Here is a 19,348-nt window from a genome sequence, read left to right on the forward strand (position 1 = left end):
CATTTACCAAAACGGAGCAATGAAAATTTTAACTGAATAAAATTACTATTGTATGTTCATCAAACTGTGATTTTATTTTGCGTAAATTATTTTTCAGTACCAAACCTTTTCAATTTCTTCCAGAGGTTTATTTTTTGTTTCCGGAACAAATTTCCAAGTCACCCAAATTGCCGGAAAACTTGTTAACGCAAAAATCCAAAATGTACCATGTGCTTTAATAGTTTCCAATAAAAACGGGGTGAACTGACCGACAATCCAATTAGCAACCCATAAAGATAATGTCGCGATTGCCATTGCTCTTCCTCTTATTTTTGTCGGATATATTTCCGCTAAAATTACCCAAACAACCGGTCCGAATGAAAACGCAAAACACGCAATAAAAAGTAAAATGAATATCAGCAACAAGAAACTTGAAGTAATATTCATGATAAATAAAATTCCAACAGCAATTAAAGAAACAACAGCTCCGGAAACGCCCCAAATTAACAAAGGCTTTCTGCCGAATTTATCAATTGTGTAAATTGCAACTACAGTAAAAATCACGTTCACAATTCCAATTGTAACTTGCGACCAAAAAGCATCATTTGCGCCTATACCGGCTTCACCAAGAATTTTAATTCCATAATACATTATTGCGTTTATTCCGCTGAACTGTGAAAACATCGCAAGCGAAATTCCGATTAAAAGCGGCTTTAACATTTTCTTATGAAATAAATCATTAAAATTAACTGAAGTTGTTTCGAAACTTTTTGTAATCTCAGAAATCTCCGACGCGACTTTTTTTTCACCAATGATTTTAGAAAGAATTATTTGAGCTTTATTTATTTCTTTTTTCATCAATAAATATCTTGGCGATTCGGGTACGGCAAACAAAAGCGCTAAAAATAAAATTGCGGGAAAAGTTTCAACTCCAAACATTCCGCGCCAAATTTCTTTATATAAAACCCAATTTAAAAACGAACCGTCCGCGAAAACCGAATTGGATGAACTTTCCAAAATAAAATAATTTGAAATATATGCGGCTAATATTCCAATTGTAATTGCAAGTTGATAGAGTGTAATGAGTTTTCCGCGCATGCTCGGTATTGAAATTTCCGAAATGTACATCGGGGAAATTATTGAAGCAACTCCAATTCCAATTCCGCCTACCAATCTATAAATTATTAATTCTGTATAATTTCCGCTAACCGCGCAACCAATTGCTGAAATTGAAAATAAAATTGCGGAAAGAATTAAAACTAATTTTCTTCCGAACTTATCGCTTAAGTATCCGGCAATTACAACACCAAAAATACAGCCAAGCAAAGCAATGCTTACAAACCATCCTTCAGATAACGCGTCAAGAATAAATTGACTTTTCACAAAACCGATTGTTCCTGAAATTACAGCGGTATCAAATCCGAAAAGAAATCCGCCTAATGCCGCAATAAAAGCTAAAATTGATAAATATAATTTGTTTTCACCCGACTGAATTTGCCCGTTCATAATTATCCTTATTTCAAAAATGCCTTCACTACTTTTGCTTCTTTTTTACTTTCGTTAATTAATTTATACGAATTTGCGGCGGCGGGTATTACGAAAGTTTCGGCATAATTAAATATTGTTTTCATACCGTTTTCTGTTTCAACAATAACTGATTCTCCTTCCACAAGCATGCAAACGTGAAACCGATCATCATTTTTGATTTTTACTGAACTAAAAAATTCAATTCTTTCAACATCATAAATATGAACATTATGAGTTGTAAGGTGAATAATTTTCCAATCGTTTCCTTCCGAAATTACTACCGGTTTTGCAATTAGTTCATCCTTTACTTTTTCACCTTTTCTGTTGAAATATAAATTATTATAAGCGTGCTCGATGTTTATTGGTCTTGGTTTACCATTTAAATCCAACCTAAGCCAATCATACATTTTAAAAGTGAAAATATACGGTGTATTGGAAATTTCTAAAACCAAATTGTCTTTTCCCGAACCGTGAATTGTTCCCTGAGGTATTAAGAACAGATCGTGCTTTTTAACTTCGTGAGTTTGAACGTAATTCTCAATATTTACCGGATTTGAATTTCTATAACTTTCCTCAAGTTCTTTTCTGAATTCTTCGGAATTAATTTCCTCTTGAAATCCCAAATAAACTTTAGCTTCGTTCTTTGTATCTAAAATGTAATATGATTCGTCCTGCGTAATAATTTCACCAAAATTACTTTTCATATATTCCAATCGCGGATGACACTGAACGGACAAGTTTCCTCCGTCGAATGTGTCGAGAAAATCAAAACGAATAGGAAATTCATAATTATAAATTTTACAATGTCTGCCCAGTATATTTTCATTTTCCTGAAACATTAAAAAATCAAACGATACTTCAAGAAGAAAGTTTTCGCTTTGAATTAGTATTCCGTTTTCGGGAACTATTAATTCAAATGACCAAGCATAATTTGGAACATCTTCTGCCAATCCTTTAATATTTTCTTTTATCCAATTTCCGCCCCAAGGTCCCGGCTCAAACCATGGACGAACTCTAAAATAATTTTTTGACATTTTATTTAATGAATCTCTAAAATCACTTCCTTTTATGCTCAGCAGATTATTCGGTCTTTGTGAGTCTACAATAAAATCTATTTTGGAAATAATATTTTTTTTATGTTCGTTAAGCACAAACCAATCGATAAAATAAAATCTTTTATACATTTTAGTAGGATCGAATGGAATTTCCGCTCCTAAATTCGTTATGCTTTGAGCGCGCATTCTAAATTGCAGTTCATTTTTAGGAAGATCGAGATAAACTAAAATTCCTTTCCATTTTGCCAATTCCGATCCGCAGCCGAAAATAATATTTACATTATATTTTTTTGAAGGAATAATTTTTTTGATTTTTTCATGGTTAAAAAAATCGGAAAGCATTAAATTGGTGCGTTTTCCAAAAATTGAATTTGAATCTCCAAGATCATTTTTAATCAATTCATCGATTTCATTTTCACTTTTAAGCGCCATTCTAATATCAAAAATGCCGACAGATATTTTCCTTTTTTCAAATTCAATTAAAAGATCTGAACAGAAATTTTCCCAGAATACACCAATATATCCATCAATTGTGATAGTATCGTATTTTGAAATTTCATCAACTAATGCCGCAATGCCGTCTAATATTTTTCCATCATCTATTTTGAAGGAAGGGTAAATATCATAATTTCCGGTTTCGGTTTTATTTTTATACAGAGGCAGTAAATACTGCTGTGTTTTTCTCCAGCTTGTACTTTGTAAATTTCCATCAATTTGATTCTCATCACTAGGTATTTCTGCGCTAAACGATAAATTATTTTGCATATAAAAAGAATATTAAGTTGGTATTTAAAATAAGTTAGGGAAAATAATAAAAATTAATTTGGCGAAAATAAGTTTAAAAATTAATATTTCTATAACGTTTGAATTTTTCTTAAAGTCTTTTCCTTCAACTGTTCTAAAGTTTCTTCACTAAGCATTTTGTAGGCTTCGTCTCTTATTTTCCCCCATTTATCATGAACCGGACACGGATGTTCACTGCTGCATTTAGGAAATCCTAAAACACAACTTTTAAAAACAGAATCACCGTCAATAGCTTTTACAATTTCTATTAGCTTGATATTACTGGGTCTTCGTGCTAAATAAAACCCTCCGTTTTTTCCTTTTTTAGAGCCAATAATTCCGCTTTCGGTCAATGTTTGCAGCATTTTTGAGACAAATTCTTTAGGCACTTTCAGTTCATCGGAAATATCTTTTGCATTAAAAATCAATTGGTCTTTTTTAATCGATAAAAACAAAACCGCTTGAAGAGCAAGTTCACATTTTTTTGAGAATATAACAGTCATATTAAATTCGGAAAATTATTTTTTATATAGTTAAGTTTGGGTTAAATTAAAAATAACATTTTTATTTTTAATTTTTTATATAAACATATAAAAATAATTTAATATTAAGACGTGACTTATATATATGAAAAAATCTGAAAAATTAACCAGAAAAATTGGAATGCCGCCGGGCGAAATTATATATATAGGAAATGCTGACCCCGAAAAAACAAAAATTAAACTTTATAAATATGATAAGATAAGTTTTTTTGAAAATGATTTGACAAAACTTGAAAACATAGACGAGATAAGAGATCTGAATAAAATAAATTGGCTGAATATAACCGGATTTGAAAAAATTGAACAAATAAAGAATTTAAGTAAAATTATAAACGTAAGTGAATTGCTTTTAGAAGACGCATTACATTCGGATCATATTCCAAAATATGAAGAAGGTAATGATTATTTGGCAATTATTGTAAAAAATTTCAAAGAAGAAAGTACAGAACCCAGCAATAACTGCATTATTCTTAAAGACGGACTAGTCGTTTCATTAATGGAAAACCCAACCGATATCATAAAAACAAAAATCGAGAGAATTAAAAATGGAACCGCGCGCGCTAGAAATAAAAAGGCGGATTATCTTTTTTATACTTTGCTTGATTCTTGTATAGATTCATATTACATGTATTTTGAAAATATTAGAGAAGAACTTTTTGATTTGGAAAGCTTAATACTTCACAAACGTAATGAAAATCATATAAATAAAATTTATGAATTAAACGCGAAATTTAAAACAATAAGGAAAAATCTTTTCCCGTTGAAAACCGCAATTGTTGATTTAATAGAAAGCGAAATTAATTTATTGGAAAAAAGTAACTATCATTTTTTTAATGATTGTAAAGATCATGTTAATGAACTTATAGAATACTATAACTCTTTTTCGGATAATATTCAAAGTTTGATAAATTTGAATGAAAACAATATTGTGAACAATACTAATAAGGTGATAAAAATTTTAACTATTATCGCCACAATTTTTATTCCGCTTACATTTATTGCCGGAATTTACGGAATGAATTTTAAATATATGCCAGAATTGGAATGGGAGTTTGGATATTATTTTATACTGGGAATTATGCTCGTAATAGGCGTAGGAATTTTACTAGTTATCAAATATAAAAAATGGTATTAACTAGTTGTACATAATTAACTTTTTTTAATTTCTTCCAACATTTCCATTTGTATTTGCTGAATTTCAACCATTCTTTCCCACTGTTGAATTAACAAATGATCTACCTTTTGATGAAGTTGTCTAAGTTCTAATTCAGCTTTTAAATTTATTTTATAATCCTGCTCGGCGCGCTTTCTGTCCCTGGCTTCCTGTCTATTTTGGCTCATCATAATTATCGGCGCTTGAACCGCGGCTAAACATGATAATACAAGATTTAGTAAAATGTAAGGATACGGGTCAAATGTTTTTTGAAATAATGCAATAGAATTAATAAATATCCATGTTAGAATAATTAGCGAAAATAAAATAATAAATTTCCAACTGCCGCCAAACGATGCAATAGAATCCGAAAGTCTTTCTCCAAATGAAAAACTATCGCTGAATTTCTTTTCAATATCTTCCGAAATTGGCTGGTATTCGGATAATTTATTTATTACATCATTTTCTAAATTGCTTAAATCTCCTTTTTCTTCGGTTAATATTTTTTGCAGATATGATTTTCTGAATTTTAGTAAATCTTCCCTGCAAATGAAATTATTTTTATCCCAATTGGGATATTTGGATTTTATTAACTTGGCCACCGATGGTCTAACAATAATTGCTGGTACCAATTCAACTTGAGAATCATTACGATCACAAATCTGGCACACTTTATTCAATTTTTACCTCAAGAATAATTAACGAATTATTTTCTTCAATAAAATGAGAATTGCAATTTTAAAATAAAAAGAGGTGTATTGAAAATACACCTCTGAATTAAATAATTTTATAGATTACTTAAAATAATTTATTATCTACCGCTTTATTAAAAATCCAAGTTAATTCAACCCAAGCAGGGTCACCAACGCCAGAACCTCCGCCATAATTTGAAATTTTTAATTTTGAATAATGTCCGTCTGCATCATAAAGGAAAACATAATTTGCTTCTCTATCGCTCATACTGTTTGTCCAAGTTGCATCTTTTGCAGGTGAATCGGTTCCGTCATTTAAATTTGTTGCTGATGATATTTTAAAATAAGTAGCTCTTTTCGCGCTGTTGTTCGCATTTGCGCTTTGTACTAAATATGTACTTCCATCACTGCTTGAATAATAATAAATATCAATTCCCGCATTAGATGAGCTAATGGCTGTACCGGTTGAAAGTATCAAACCGCTAGGTTGGGAAGAATTTGTTCCTGTTGTTTCATAAATTTTAATAGATTCATATTTTGTATATGTAGGTTTTAAATTAACATTTAAAGTAGCATCTTGATTGTTTACAACTTGCGCATTAATTGTAGTATCCGCATAAGTATCTAATTTTAAAGTTACCGTATATGTTCCGGCAGCTTTACCGGAAAAAGTATAGGGAGTTAAAAATCCTGAATCTGTTCCGTCTAAAAATATTTTTGCTCCGGCAGGAGTTGAGTTTACGATTAAATTTCCCTTTTCTTCAACCGGATCGGTCGTGTTGTCGCTGCATGAAATGAACGAAATTGCAAAAATTGAAAATAACACTAACATTAAAATCTTTTTCATTTATTCTCCTGATTATTTTTTTACTAAATTAAAAGTTGCTGAATTTTTATCAACTAAAGTTGTAAAAGTTCCCGAATATGTTTTTCCGTCTGCCGAAAGTTTGCCAGCATATTTTCCTTTAACTCGGCTATGCAGTTGATCAGCCATTGTTACAGATTTTGTTTCCGGATTATACGTTCCTTTTACTTCCTGATTAATTGGTGTTCGATAGCTTATTGTAATTTTACCGGAAAAATCATTACCATCTTGAGAAGTAATTGTTAAAATTGCTAATCTGCTATCCAACTTTCCCTGCCAAACGCCTACAAATTGTTTTTCATCAACGGCATTTTTTACTTCTTCAGCTGTTTTTTCAACTGCAGTTTTAACTGTGTCCACAACTTTTTCAGTTGCTTCGCCCATTTTTTCAGCGGCTTCTTTTGTCATTTCTGCTGCTTTATCTGTAGTTTCTTCAACCGTCTTTTTTGTTTCTTCCATTGTATCTTTTGCTTTATCGCAGCTTGCCAATAATAAGGCCGCACTAACAACTAAAGATAAAACAATAAATCTGTTACCCTTACTTGTTAACATATTTTTTAACATTTACTTTCCTCCTTTTGATTTTATTTTTTACCTGATGCAAAAATAATTTTTAAATTAGAGAAATCATAAATATTTTAAGTAAAACTTAATTTGACAACGAAGTCTTTTAATATGAATTTTTAAATTGTTATTATGTAGTTTCTTTAAGGTTTGGAGGATTCCAACCGACAATCGAGCCGTTTTTTATAGTTGAAAAATATGGTGAAAGCGTCGCGCCGGGTAAAGTTCTTACATTATCTTCAATTTTAATGGGACCCATTCCGGTTCCCGCGCCTATTTTACAATTGTTTCCAATCTCAATAATTCCATATCTGAATTTTCCCGAACCTTCATAAGCGTGAACCGTCAGCCTTGTAAACGCTCCCATCAGAGTATTTTCACCAATAAATATTAATTCTGGTCTAAAATGATCTAACCAAACCAGCTGCATAATTTCAGCGCCTTTGCCTACATGAATTCCCATACTGCGATACAATTTATTTTTAAGTGGTGTTCCTTTCATTAAAAATGAAACAGCAACTTTAAAAACGAGCATTGTTCTTCTGCCAAATGGAAGATTTAAAACTCTCCAATTTATCGAACCTTTTTCTTCGGGTGAGCCGAGTCCGGAAAATGTGTAATGTCTTCTAACAGGAGTTAAAAAATTTTCTAGATTTATTTTTCCTTCTTCGGTATTTGGGTTCAATGTATTTATGTTAGTTCCCGCTCCTCCCGAAGTTTTAGAAATAAAAATTTCTCTGCCTTTTTTATTTCCCAATTTGATCGCGCGTTCAATTATTTCTATTGTAACAAGTTTAATTACTTCTTCGGGAGTTTTGTTTTCATATTTTTTCACAATTTTCCTCAAAAGAAATTATTAATATCCAACCGCCAAACCGCCGCGCCGCGGATCAGCGGCACCGTAAATTTTATCACCATCAATTAAAATCGATTGAGCCGATCCTAAAACTCTGAACGTTTCATTTCTATCACCAAATTTATATCCTAATTTTTCCAAATTGATCAACACATCTTTATTAACAGCAAACTCTTCCAAATATATAATATCCGGCATCCATTGGTGATGAATTCTCGGGGCGTTTACTGCTTCTTGAATATTCATTCCAAAATCAATTACGTTCATTATAACCTGAAGAACAACTGTTATTATTGTAGAACCGCCGGGTGAGCCAACTATAATAAAAGGTTTATTATCTTTAAGTACAATTGTCGGTGTCATTGAACTGACCATTCTCTTTTCCGGCTGAATTGAATTTGCCTCGCTTCCTAACAGTCCGAACTGATTTGGTTCTCCGGGCTTTGAACTAAAATCATCCATTTCATTGTTAAGTAAAAATCCCGCTCCCTCAACAACAACTTTTGAACCATATCCGGAATTTATTGTTGTAGTTACGCTAACAGCGTTTCCATCTTTATCATAAACCGAATAGTGTGTTGTTTCTGTACTTTCATTTACAAGGGCAGGTATCTGTGTTGTAATTTTCTCCGAAGGAACGGCAAAATCTTTTATTTGGTCAAATATTTTTTTAGCGTATTCCTTTGAAATTAATTTCCCCTTCGGCACGTCATAAAAGTCCTCATCTCCAATGTGATATGTTCTGTCTGCATAAACATATTTCATTGATTCAACGAGTTTATGAATGTAGTCGCTGCTGTTCCAATCTTGTTTTTCAAAATTGAAATTTTCTAAAATATTTAACAACTCTACTAAAGCTATTCCGCCTGAACTTGGCGGACCCATTGATACTATTTTATAATTTCTATAATTTCCCATAATTGGTTCACGCTCAACCGGATAATACTTTTCCAAATCTTCGTGAGTAATAAAACCATTCATTTGTCGTACTTGTTCAATAAATAAATCGGCGACTTTACCTTTGTAGAATCCGTCTTTACCGTTCCGTTTAATTTCTTCAAGTGTATTTGCCAAATCACTTTGGATAAACAAATCCCCTTCCTGATATGGTTTTCCGTTATTTGAAAAGATCTTAAATGAAGATGGATATTTTTTAAATTCATCCAAATGATTCTTAAAAGATCGCGCATCGGATTCATCCAATTTGAAACCGCTTTTAGCTAAATTAATTGCCGGTTGAATAACATCTTTTAATTCCATTGTACCATATTTTTCTAAGGCGAAAATTAAACCCGCTACACTTCCGGGAACACCGGAAGACGTAATACCTTCTTGACTAAGCTCAGGTTTAAATTCTCCGTTTTTACCTAAGAACATATCGCGATGTGCTGAAATAGGCGCTTTTTCTCTAAAGTCTATTGTTATATTTTTTCCGTCTTTTAAATGCATCACAAAAAATCCGCCGCCGCCTAAATTTCCGGCGTATGGATAAGTTACTGCCAATGCAAAGCCGACAGCTACGGCCGCGTCTACTGCATTCCCGCCTTTTTTCAAAATCTCAATTCCGACTTCGGAAGCTAAAGAACTTGCCGAAACAACCATTCCATTTTGGGCTTTGACCGGAAGAGCTGTTTGAGAACTTGTTTTAATATTAAAGACTATTATTAGAATTATTAAAAATATTTGGAGTGTTTTAATTTTATTTTTCACAGTTTTTTACTTAATGTTTTTGAATATGTTAGATATATTAACATAAGAAATTATTTTTTATTTTGCAGAATCCTTAAAGGAGAAAATATGCCTTATAATTTAAGAAACAAAAACTTTTTAAAACTTTTAGATTTTAAAAAAGAGGAACTTACCTTTTTACTCGATTTATCAAAAAATTTAAAAGCCGCAAAATACGGCGGCTATGAAGAGCAAAAATTAAAAGGGAAAAATATTGCCTTAATTTTTGAAAAAACTTCAACCCGAACAAGATGTGCTTTTGAAGTCGCGGCATTTGATCAAGGCGCAAATGTAACATATCTTGGTCCAAGCGGTTCGCAGATAGGTCATAAAGAATCAATGAAAGATACCGCAAGGGTATTGGGCAGAATGTATGACGGAATTGAATATAGAGGATTTGGTCAAAGTATTGTTGAGGAATTAGGCAAATACGCCGGGGTTCCTGTGTGGAACGGATTGACTGATGAATTTCATCCCACTCAAGTTCTTGCTGATTTTATGACAATGCTGGAACATTCAAACAAACCGCTTTCGGAAATTTCTTATTGTTATTTAGGCGATGCAAGAAATAACATGGGCAATTCTTTATTGGTAGGCGGCGCTATTATGGGAATGGATGTTAGACTTTGCGCGCCAAAACAAAATCTTCCGGAAAGTAAATTAGTTGATCAATGCAAAGAAATCGCAAAAAAATCCGGCGCAAAAATTACTTTAACAAGCGATGTAAAAGAAGGCGTAAAAGGCGTAGACTTTTTATACACTGATGTTTGGGTATCGATGGGTGAGGCAAAAGAAGTTTGGGAAGAAAGAATTAAACTTCTAAAACCATATCAGATAAATATGAAGACAATAGAACTGACTGAAAATCCCACAGTAAAATTTATGCACTGTCTTCCAGCATTTCATAATAGAGAAACAAAAATGGGTGAAGAGATTTTTCATAAATTCGGACTTGACGGTATGGAAGTGACCGAAGATGTTTTTGAATCTGAACACTCTATTGTATTTGACGAAGCTGAAAACAGACTGCACACAATTAAAGCAATAATGGTTGCCACATTAGGTTCTTAATAAAATATTAAACCATCCCATTTGAAAATCCTTACTAAAGAAAATATTAGTAAGGATTTTTTGTATAAATATTCATAGAAAGTATTTTACACGATAAAATTATTATTGCGTAAAAAATTTATTTTGTATTTTTTAGCTTAATCTTCTTATCTGTAAAACACCTTTCCTCCTATTTATTTTTAACAAATTTATTAACTCTAAAAGGAGAATTGCATGTCTCAAAAAAACTTGAAAGAATATTGGCGGAGAAATATCAAAATTGTATTGATTCTGTTAAGTATTTGGTTTTTTGTTGCTTATGTGCTGAGTATTTTCATCGTGGATATTTTAAATAGCTTAAATATCGGCGGAGCGAAACTTGGCTTCTGGTTTGCACAGCAGGGCTCAATCTATATTTTTATTTTTTTGATTTTTTTCTATGTGAAGTATATGAACAAATTAGACAAAGAATATGACGTACATGAGTAATTAATTATTTCCGCTATTCAAATTTTCAAATGGGAGAAAATTTATGAGTGTTCAAATTTGGACTTTTATTATTGTAGGAATATCATTTGCGATTTATATTGGTATTGCTTTTTGGTCAAGAGCCGGTTCGACAAAAGATTTTTATGTTGCAGGCAGAGGCGTTCATCCAATAGTAAACGGAATGGCAACTGCCGCCGATTGGATGTCAGCCGCTTCTTTTATTTCCATGGCAGGTTTGATTTCATTTATGGGGTATGACGGTTCTGTTTATTTAATGGGTTGGACAGGCGGATATGTTTTACTTGCTCTTCTTCTTGCACCATATCTAAGAAAATTCGGAAAGTTTACAGTCCCCGATTTTATTGGTGACAGATATTACTCAAACGTTGCAAGAACAGTTGCCGTTATTGCCGCAATTGTAGTATCATTTACTTATGTAGCGGGACAAATGCGTGGTGTAGGTGTTGTTTTTGCAAGATTTTTAGAAGTTCCAATCAATACAGGTGTTTACTTTGGAATGGCAATTGTTTTTGTTTATGCGGTTATGGGCGGTATGAAAGGTATTACTTATACACAAGTTGCGCAATATTGTGTTTTAATTTTTGCATATATGGTACCCGCAATTTTCATTTCATTAGCAATAACGGGAAATATAATTCCCCAATTTGGTTTAGTCAGTACGGAAAGTTCTTCAGGAACTTACCTCTTGCAAAAATTAGATATGTTACAAAGGGATTTAGGATTTCATGAATATACAACGGGCTCAAAACCAATGATTGATGTTTTCGCTATAACTTTTGCGCTTATGGTCGGCACGGCAGGTCTGCCACATGTAATCGTTAGGTTTTTTACAGTTCCAAAAGTTTCTGATGCTCGCAAATCAGCCGGCTGGGCTCTTTTATTTATAGCAATTTTATACACAACCGCTCCGGCAATTGCGGCTTTCGCAAGAACAAATTTAATAAACACGGTTAGTGAAAAAAATTATACCGAAATGCCTGAATGGTTTAAAAGCTGGGAAGACACCGGACTGATTAAATTTGAAGATAAAAACAGCGACGGAAAAATTCAATATATTGCCGATAAAAACGCTAATGAGTTAAACATTGATGCCGATATAATGGTTCTCGCAAATCCGGAAATAGCTAACCTGCCGCCTTGGGTTATTGCGCTTGTAGCAGCCGGAGGTTTGGCAGCAGCTTTATCAACAGCAGCCGGATTGTTATTGGTAATTTCAACTTCAATTTCACATGATTTGATAAAGAAACAATTAAAGCCAAATATTACGGAAAAACAGGAATTAATGTGGGCAAGAATAGGCGCAGTATTTGCAGTAATTGTCGCAGGTTATTTTGGGATCAATCCTCCTGGATTTGTAGCGGCAACCGTTGCATTGGCATTTGGATTTGCGGCATCGTCTTTTTTCCCTGCTATAATTTTGGGCATTTTTGATAAACGAATGAATAAAGAGGGTGCGATATCAGGAATGGTTGTAGGTTTAATTTTAATGTTTATTTATATGTCAGTTTATAAATTAGGTTGGTTTGTTGATGCCATTCCTCCGGCAAGTGAATGGTGGTTTGATATTTCGCCGGAAGGTTTTGGAACGGTTGCTATGTTTATCAATTTATTAATTTCAATTATTGTTTCAAGACTAACTTCACCGCCTCCATTAGAAGTTCAGCAAATTGTTGAAGATATTAGAATTCCGCGTGGCGCAGGATCTGCACAAAGTCACTAATTTATATTAAAAATAGAGACGTAATATTTACGTCTCTATAATAAATTTAAAATAAAATTCCTTTTGATTTTAATAAACTGTCTAACTCCGTAACTCCTCTTATCTTTAAACCTGAGATCAATTTTAAAAATAACAGTGCCGTTATCAATGCATCACCGGCTGCATTGTGTCTATCGCTCTTTATTATTTTATATTCATCACATAGTGAATCTAAAGATAAAGAACTATCAACTTTGTAATCGTTTCCTTTTAATCTTTTGTACAAATTTATTGTATCAATTGACTTATTCAATAGTTTATTACCGCCAAGTTTTCTAAGCGTTTCATTAATAATGGAAATATCAAACGTAATACTGTGACCGACAAGTATATTGTTTTTAATATATTCTAAAAATTTTTCTATTCCTTCATTTTCTGATACTTTTACTTCATTTGTATTCTTTATTATTCCATGCACCAAAGCTGAGTCGGGGTTAAACTCATTTTGACTTAAATATATTTCAAAAGTATTACATACTTCTATTTGATTGTTTTTAATTTTAACGCCGCCTATTGATAGAATCTTGTCCTTCTTAAAATCCAAACCGGTAGATTCAATATCAATAATTACAAATTCGGCATGAGATATAGGAATTTTATAATCACGTTTTGAATCAAAATGTGAAATGTATTTTTTCCAAAATTCGGGGGAATTTATACTTGATTTCTTTTTAAAGTAATTAAGAATCATCTGAACATGTTCAAATTAAATCTTACGGTTAAAATTGTCTGAAGTTCTTTAATTGGACGGAAACAATTTCTAAGCATTAATCTTTGCATTTTATTCAGTTCATCCGGCTTAAAATAACGTCCGGTGTTATTGTGTTTTAAACCTTGCATTGTTCTAAATCGAATAATTATTTCGCAGGCATCGGCAAGTTGTTCAAATAACTCATTGTTCTCTGGCTCAATTTCTGCCAATTTATTAAACCTTTTAATTGTACTGTTTATGCCTCGTAATCCTGCGGCTAATGCCAAAACTCTCGCTCCATCAACAAGCGGCATCATAGCGCGGGCTTTTATATCAAATTCATTTTTATGTTCTCCGTTATTTTCTACCATAAAGTCTCTAAAGAAACTTAAAGGCGGCGGATTTTCAATAGCGTTTTTTGCCAAGAACGACATAAAACTTTCTTGATTATTAATTACTCGAAATATATTTTCCGACATTTTTTCCGAAAGCTCATAATTTCCATACAGTGGATTAAAATCAAAAAAAATTGTTGAGTACATTACTTCTTTATTTCCCGGACTGTAAATCCAACTTTCAAATTGCTTATTCCATTCACTTAATGATAAGCACCAATTAGGATTACTTGCCATAACGTTTGCCGGACAATAATCAAATCCGCAATCTTCAAGGATATCGTTTACACCTTTTGCCAATTGAAGAAAATAATTTTTAGTTTTTTCATAATCAATATTTTCCACATCATCAAAAACCAATGCGTTATCTTGATCGGAACGTAAAAGTTGTTCACCTCTGCCCTGACTTCCTAACGAAAGCCAGCACCATTTTACATTTGGTAATTCTTTATTTTTTTCAGCCAGCTCAGAGATAGTCAGGTCAATTGCTTTAATATTTATAGCGTTATTTATTTCCGTAATAATTCTTGTTATAAAGTCTATTGAAATTTCCTGCTGTAAATAATTTCTCAGCAAAAGTTCGGCATTTGCTCTAATATTCCTTAATTGTTCGGAATTTTTTGCTCTATTAATTTCTCTTATGAGAACCGATGGATTATTTCCATATAAAATTAAAATATCGTGTTCGGATATCATCCCTATCATTTTGGAATTTGTTGTTCCGTCTTCAGTTACACATATATGATGAATATTATTTTTGATCATTAAAATTTGCAGATCGGCGGCAGTTGCATTTCTATCGGAAGTTATTACTGGACTGCTCATTATATCTTCAACAATACAATGCGAAGCAACTTCTCCGGCTACAACTTTATTTCTTAAATCCTTGTCGGTTATAATTCCAATTGGTTTATTAGTTTCATCAACCACAACAATTGAACCAACCTTCTTTTCTTTCATAGCCATTGCGGCATTTCTAATTGTGGATCCCAAAGCACAAGTTATCGGCAAATTGCCGAGCGGGATTTTTTGAATGTCGAAAAAATTAAATTTTTCACTGTGAATATTTTGCGACTCATCGAAATATTTCTGTTTGCTGTATTTTGAATATGGATTTCTAATTCCTCCCGTAAATGAAGAAGAAAAATAATTTTCAACATTTTTATTTAGTTTCATAATTTCTAAAAATGAACCGGTAGGAATTTTATAGATCAATGCTTCTTCGGAAACTTTTGCGGTTAAAGTATAAGGACGGTCTTCTGAAATTAAAGGCCTAATTCCAAATATATCACCTTCATCACAAACATCAATTAAAATATTTTCATTTTTGAATTCGTTAAAAAGTTTAACGGCTCCTTCCCTAACAACATAAAAATAATCCGGAGGTTTATCGCCTTGTTTAAAAATTACATCATTTTTTTCCGAATAAATTATTATGATATCCTGTGAAATTTGCAGTAATATTTCTTTAGAAATAAAATTGAAGGGCGGATGCTCTTTTAGAAAATCATAAATTCTATGCGGAATTGTATTGTTCATTCAAAAAATAATTATAGTTTTTACAATTGAATTTATTTTATCGGAAAATAATATATAATTTTTCTAAGAAATCAATAATCTAAATTGCAAAATTAAATTTTATAGAGTAAATTAAAATCTCATATCCACTACTTTCTGTAATTATAATAATCAATTCAATTTGTAAAAAATAGGAGATTGCTTATGGGGAATAAAATTGAAAAAACCATTAATGATCCTAATGTGTTTTACCCAAGTGATTCAATCGTAGAAAATGCAAATGTAAAAGAATATGAAAAAACTTATAAACGATCAATAAAAGACCGTGAAGGATTTTGGGCTGAACAAGCCGAAACTTTAGATTGGTATAAAAAATGGGATAAAGTTCTTGATGATAAAAACAAACCGTTTTACAAATGGTTCGTTGGCGGTAAAACAAATATAATCCAAAATGCAATTGACAGACACTTAAAGACCTGGCGTAAAAATAAAATAGCAATCGTTTGGGAAGGAGAACCCGGCGATGTTAGAGTTTTCTCATATCATGCACTAAACAGAGAAGTTACAAAATTTGCAAACATATTGAAAAGTATGGGAGCCCAAAAAGGCGAGATTGTAACAATCTATATGCCGCAAATTCCTGAACTCGTTTTTGCAATGCTGGCTTGCGCAAAAATTGGTGCCGCCCATAGTGTTGTATACGGCGGATTTAGTGTTGAAGCTTTGGCTGAAAGAATCGCTGACGCTCAAAGCAGAATTTTGGTAACTGCCGACGGAGGCTGGAGAAGAGGCAAAGTAAATGATCTTAAAGGAATTGTTAACGAAGCAATCGGCAGATCTCCCACTATTGAAGCTTGTATTACGGTAAAAAGAACAGGCCACGAAGTTTATATGGAAAGTGACCGAGATTTCTGGTATCATGATCTCGCTTCTCTTCCAATTTCAAATAATAAATGTGAAACGGAAGTAATGGATGCGGAAGATATGCTTTTCATTTTGTATACTTCTGGAACAACCGGAAAGCCAAAAGGTTTGGTCCATACTCACGGCGGATATTCAGTTTACACATCCACAACGCACAAAATGGTTTTTGATATTAAGGAAGAAGACAGATGGTGGTGTGCCGCAGATCCGGGCTGGATTACCGGTCACAGTTATATTGTCTACGGTCCGCTTATAAACGGATCAACGATAATGATGTATGAAGGCGCGCCAAATCATCCATATCCTAATAGATGGTGGCAAATGATTGAGAAATACGGTGTAACAATACTTTATACATCGCCGACCGCAATTAGAGGTTTAATGAGATTTGGAAATCAATGGTCAAAACGACATGATATAAGCTCATTAAGATTATTGGGTTCAGTTGGAGAACCAATAAATCCCGAAGCATGGAAATGGTATTATACAAATATTGGAAATGAAAAATGTCCTATTATGGATACATGGTGGCAAACTGAAACAGGCGGATTTATGATCACGCCGCTTCCAATCACTCCGTTAAAACCCGGTTCAGCTACAAAACCATTTTTCGGAATTGAAATTGCGGTAGTTGATGAAAAAGGTAAGTCAGTAAAGGCAGGTGAAGAAGGAAAACTTGTTATTAAAAGTCCTTGGCCCGGAATGGCTAGAACAATTCTTGGCGATTCGGATAGATTTAAAGATACATACTGGAAAGATTACGAACAGCAAGGATGGTACAAAGCCGGTGATTCGGCGAGAATTGACGAAGATGGATATGTCTGGATAATTGGCAGGATTGACGACGTAATTAAAGTAAGCGGTTATCGTTTGGGAACCGCGGAAATTGAAAGCGCGTTGGTAAGCCATTCAAAAGTTGCGGAAGCCGCCGCAATTGCACTTCCTCACGAATTAAAAGGAAACGCAATTCATGCTTATGTAATTTTAAAAGCCGGATTCAAAGGCGATGCCGAACTTGAAAGAAATTTAAAAGATCACGTCGGACATGAAATGGGTCCAATTGCAAAACCGGATTCCGTTACATTTGTAGATTCACTTCCGAAAACAAGAAGCGGAAAAATAATGCGAAGAGTTTTGAAAGCGCGCGCTCAAGGTTTGCCGGAAGGTGATTTAACAACAATCGAAGAATAAATCATTCCTTAAATTTATTGAACTTTCCCGCTTTTGCGGGAGAGTTTCAATATTCCCGCATATGAATATTTATATTTATTTTCTATTTTAATCACTATTTTAAATACTTATTCACAATCTAAATTCCAATATATTTTTATAAAGGTACATTATGTATTACAGATCCGAATTATATTTTAAGATTTTTGCCGCTGTTTCAATATTATTCGTCACATCATGCAAAACAATTGAAAATTTTGAAAATAAAGATTTGGTAAACCCTAATTTCCATTATAAAAAATATACCCCAAATGAAAATGATATTGAGATATCTCGCACTGAATATTACGAAAAATTATATGGATTTTGGCTTGGGCAATCAATTGCAAATTGGACGGGTTTAATTACCGAAATGGATAAAATCGGGAATATTGGTGAAATTAAAACGGGACCATTTTATACAAGAGATAATTGGGGTAAACCTGATTTGCCGAATATTTGGAATGATGATATGGATACCAATTCATCAAAAATAATTGATTTTGTTTTTAGAGACGAAAATGAAATTTGGGGCTCCGATGATGATACGGATATAGAGTATATGTATCAATATTTACTTTTTATAAATGAAACCGGAATGTTAACAGGTGAGCAAATAAAAGAAGGCTGGCTAAAACACATTAAATCGGAAGAAGAAAATTTTCTTTGGGTTTCAAACCAAAAAGCATATGATCTAATGAAAGATGGATTTATTCCACCGCAAACCGGCGATCCGTTATATAATTCCGATTACGATATGATAGACGCACAGCTTACGACAGAAATTTTCGGTTTGTTTGCGCCTTCAAACCCGGAAATTGCCTTAAAAATAGCTAACCTTCCCATTCAAACTACAGCAAGGAAAAATGCTGAGTGGATATCCGAATTTTATGTAATAATGCATTCTCTTTCCATTTTATATGATAAGAATAAATCACCAAAAGAAAATATACTATGGATGGCTGATATTGCACGAAAACGCCTGCCGGAAAATTCGTATTCTGCAAAAATGTACGATTATGTTAAAAGCAGATATATGGAAAATATTCCATGGGAACAGGTAAGAGATGAAGTATATCAGCGGTATCAAGTTGATCAAATGGACGGCTATGATATTACGTCAAGAAATATGACATGCAACGGTTGTTTCGCCGCGGGTATAAATTTTGCCTCAAGTATTATAAGTCTTCTTTATGGAGAAGGCGATTATAAGGAAACTATAAAAATTGGAGTTCTTGCTGGCTGGGACGCTGATAATCCGACTTCAACTTGGGGCGGACTTTTAGGATTTATTAATGGAAAAAATGAAATAGAAAGAATTTTCAGCCGTAAATTTTCCGATAAATATAATATTCACAGAACCAGACAAAACTTTCCTAATAATGGAATTGATAACTTTAATAATATGGCAAAAATTGGAATTTTTATTGTTGACCGAGTAATCCAAGATCTAATGAACGGCGGAATTGATTTAGAACATAATGTATGGTATATACCGCAAAACGGTATAAATGTAAATTCCGCTGAATAATGTTATTTTAATGTATA

At 32.9% G+C, this 19,348-nt stretch carries 16 protein-coding genes; 6 read left to right on the top strand and 10 right to left on the bottom strand.

The features are described from left to right. Positions 1-93 precede the first annotated feature (93 nt). The 3 genes from IPK06_12665 to IPK06_12675 all read right to left on the bottom strand — a co-directional run bounded on the left by IPK06_12665 (position 94) and on the right by IPK06_12675 (position 3,847). Entirely contained in the window at positions 94-1,485 is a 1,392-nt protein-coding gene (locus IPK06_12665) for a sugar porter family MFS transporter (protein MBK7980822.1), read from the bottom strand. An 8-nt stretch (positions 1,486-1,493) separates the two neighbouring features. Next, positions 1,494-3,275: a class I mannose-6-phosphate isomerase gene (locus tag IPK06_12670; protein ID MBK7980823.1), complete on the bottom strand. Its 1,782-nt coding sequence runs from the start codon at positions 3,273-3,275 to the stop codon at positions 1,494-1,496. A 140-nt stretch (positions 3,276-3,415) separates the two neighbouring features. Beyond that, positions 3,416-3,847: an Rrf2 family transcriptional regulator gene (locus IPK06_12675; GenBank protein MBK7980824.1), complete on the bottom strand. Its 432-nt coding sequence runs from the start codon at positions 3,845-3,847 to the stop codon at positions 3,416-3,418. Between the two features lie 124 nt (positions 3,848-3,971). Here IPK06_12675 and corA point away from each other — a divergent pair, with 124 nt between their 5' ends. Continuing rightward, the gene (gene corA, locus IPK06_12680) at positions 3,972-5,021 is read left to right on the top strand and encodes a magnesium/cobalt transporter CorA (GenBank protein ID MBK7980825.1); all 1,050 of its coding nucleotides are present in this window, start codon (positions 3,972-3,974) and stop codon (positions 5,019-5,021) included. 14 nt (positions 5,022-5,035) lie between these two features. Here corA and IPK06_12685 read toward each other — a convergent pair whose 3' ends face one another. From IPK06_12685 to ggt, 5 genes are all read right to left on the bottom strand, one after another. After that, positions 5,036-5,719 (bottom strand): DUF1003 domain-containing protein, encoded by a 684-nt coding sequence (locus IPK06_12685; GenBank protein MBK7980826.1) that lies wholly within the window; start codon positions 5,717-5,719, stop codon positions 5,036-5,038. A gap of 118 nt (positions 5,720-5,837) precedes the next feature. Then, entirely contained in the window at positions 5,838-6,578 is a 741-nt protein-coding gene (locus IPK06_12690; GenBank protein MBK7980827.1) for a PEGA domain-containing protein, read from the bottom strand. Between the two features lie 12 nt (positions 6,579-6,590). After that, positions 6,591-7,160: a YtxH domain-containing protein gene (locus IPK06_12695; GenBank protein ID MBK7980828.1), complete on the bottom strand. Its 570-nt coding sequence runs from the start codon at positions 7,158-7,160 to the stop codon at positions 6,591-6,593. A gap of 130 nt (positions 7,161-7,290) precedes the next feature. Continuing rightward, positions 7,291-7,995: a hypothetical protein gene (locus tag IPK06_12700; GenBank protein MBK7980829.1), complete on the bottom strand. Its 705-nt coding sequence runs from the start codon at positions 7,993-7,995 to the stop codon at positions 7,291-7,293. Positions 7,996-8,016: 21 nt separating this feature from the next. Further along, a complete protein-coding gene (ggt, locus tag IPK06_12705) occupies positions 8,017-9,618 on the bottom strand; it encodes a gamma-glutamyltransferase (protein ID MBK7980830.1) in 1,602 nt (533 codons plus the stop codon). Between the two features lie 195 nt (positions 9,619-9,813). Between ggt and IPK06_12710 the strand changes: the two genes are divergently transcribed. The 3 genes from IPK06_12710 to IPK06_12720 all read left to right on the top strand — a co-directional run bounded on the left by IPK06_12710 (position 9,814) and on the right by IPK06_12720 (position 13,024). Further along, complete coding sequence (locus tag IPK06_12710; protein ID MBK7980831.1) at positions 9,814-10,815, top strand: ornithine carbamoyltransferase; 1,002 nt, start codon at positions 9,814-9,816, stop codon at positions 10,813-10,815. A gap of 213 nt (positions 10,816-11,028) precedes the next feature. Beyond that, positions 11,029-11,283: a DUF4212 domain-containing protein gene (locus IPK06_12715; protein MBK7980832.1), complete on the top strand. Its 255-nt coding sequence runs from the start codon at positions 11,029-11,031 to the stop codon at positions 11,281-11,283. A gap of 43 nt (positions 11,284-11,326) precedes the next feature. Further along, positions 11,327-13,024, top strand: a complete 1,698-nt coding sequence (locus IPK06_12720) for a cation acetate symporter (GenBank protein MBK7980833.1) — start codon at positions 11,327-11,329, stop codon at positions 13,022-13,024. A 46-nt stretch (positions 13,025-13,070) separates the two neighbouring features. Here the strand turns inward: IPK06_12720 and IPK06_12725 are convergent, their stop codons facing one another. Together IPK06_12725 and IPK06_12730 are read right to left on the bottom strand one after the other, a co-directional pair. After that, on the bottom strand, positions 13,071-13,754 hold the full coding sequence (locus IPK06_12725; protein MBK7980834.1) for a 3'-5' exonuclease: 684 nt from the start codon (positions 13,752-13,754) through the stop codon (positions 13,071-13,073). Then, positions 13,751-15,688: a CBS domain-containing protein gene (locus tag IPK06_12730; GenBank protein ID MBK7980835.1), complete on the bottom strand. Its 1,938-nt coding sequence runs from the start codon at positions 15,686-15,688 to the stop codon at positions 13,751-13,753. Before IPK06_12730 ends, IPK06_12725 begins: the two co-directional genes overlap by 4 nt. 183 nt (positions 15,689-15,871) lie before the next feature. Between IPK06_12730 and acs the strand changes: the two genes are divergently transcribed. Together acs and IPK06_12740 are read left to right on the top strand one after the other, a co-directional pair. Further along, a complete protein-coding gene (gene acs / locus IPK06_12735) occupies positions 15,872-17,782 on the top strand; it encodes an acetate--CoA ligase (protein MBK7980836.1) in 1,911 nt (636 codons plus the stop codon). A gap of 151 nt (positions 17,783-17,933) precedes the next feature. After that, positions 17,934-19,331 carry an ADP-ribosylglycohydrolase family protein gene (locus IPK06_12740; GenBank protein MBK7980837.1) on the top strand — a complete coding sequence of 466 codons (1,398 nt, stop codon included), beginning with the start codon at positions 17,934-17,936 and terminating at the stop codon, positions 19,329-19,331. The last annotated feature ends 17 nt before the right edge of the window (positions 19,332-19,348 follow it).

The sequence above is a fragment of the Ignavibacteriota bacterium genome (assembly GCA_016713565.1).
In the GTDB taxonomy this organism is placed as follows: Bacteria; Bacteroidota; Ignavibacteria; order Ignavibacteriales; family Melioribacteraceae.

Bases quoted from the DNA above. Each gene is read 5' to 3' on its own strand.
- IPK06_12665 (MBK7980822.1), bottom strand. From the start codon at position 1,485: ATGAACGGGCAAATTCAGTCGGGTGAAAACAAATTATATTTATCAATT.
- IPK06_12675 (MBK7980824.1), bottom strand. From the start codon at position 3,847: ATGACTGTTATATTCTCAAAAAAATGTGAACTTGCTCTTCAAGCGGTT.
- corA (MBK7980825.1), top strand. From the start codon at position 3,972: ATGAAAAAATCTGAAAAATTAACCAGAAAAATTGGAATGCCGCCGGGC.
- IPK06_12690 (MBK7980827.1), bottom strand. From the start codon at position 6,578: ATGAAAAAGATTTTAATGTTAGTGTTATTTTCAATTTTTGCAATTTCG.
- IPK06_12695 (MBK7980828.1), bottom strand. From the start codon at position 7,160: ATGTTAAAAAATATGTTAACAAGTAAGGGTAACAGATTTATTGTTTTA.
- ggt (MBK7980830.1), bottom strand. From the start codon at position 9,618: ATGGTTGTTTCGGCAAGTTCTTTAGCTTCCGAAGTCGGAATTGAGATT.
- IPK06_12710 (MBK7980831.1), top strand. From the start codon at position 9,814: ATGCCTTATAATTTAAGAAACAAAAACTTTTTAAAACTTTTAGATTTT.
- IPK06_12715 (MBK7980832.1), top strand. From the start codon at position 11,029: ATGTCTCAAAAAAACTTGAAAGAATATTGGCGGAGAAATATCAAAATT.
- IPK06_12720 (MBK7980833.1), top strand. From the start codon at position 11,327: ATGAGTGTTCAAATTTGGACTTTTATTATTGTAGGAATATCATTTGCG.
- IPK06_12725 (MBK7980834.1), bottom strand. From the start codon at position 13,754: ATGATTCTTAATTACTTTAAAAAGAAATCAAGTATAAATTCCCCCGAA.
- IPK06_12730 (MBK7980835.1), bottom strand. From the start codon at position 15,688: ATGAACAATACAATTCCGCATAGAATTTATGATTTTCTAAAAGAGCAT.
- acs (MBK7980836.1), top strand. From the start codon at position 15,872: ATGGGGAATAAAATTGAAAAAACCATTAATGATCCTAATGTGTTTTAC.
- IPK06_12740 (MBK7980837.1), top strand. From the start codon at position 17,934: ATGTATTACAGATCCGAATTATATTTTAAGATTTTTGCCGCTGTTTCA.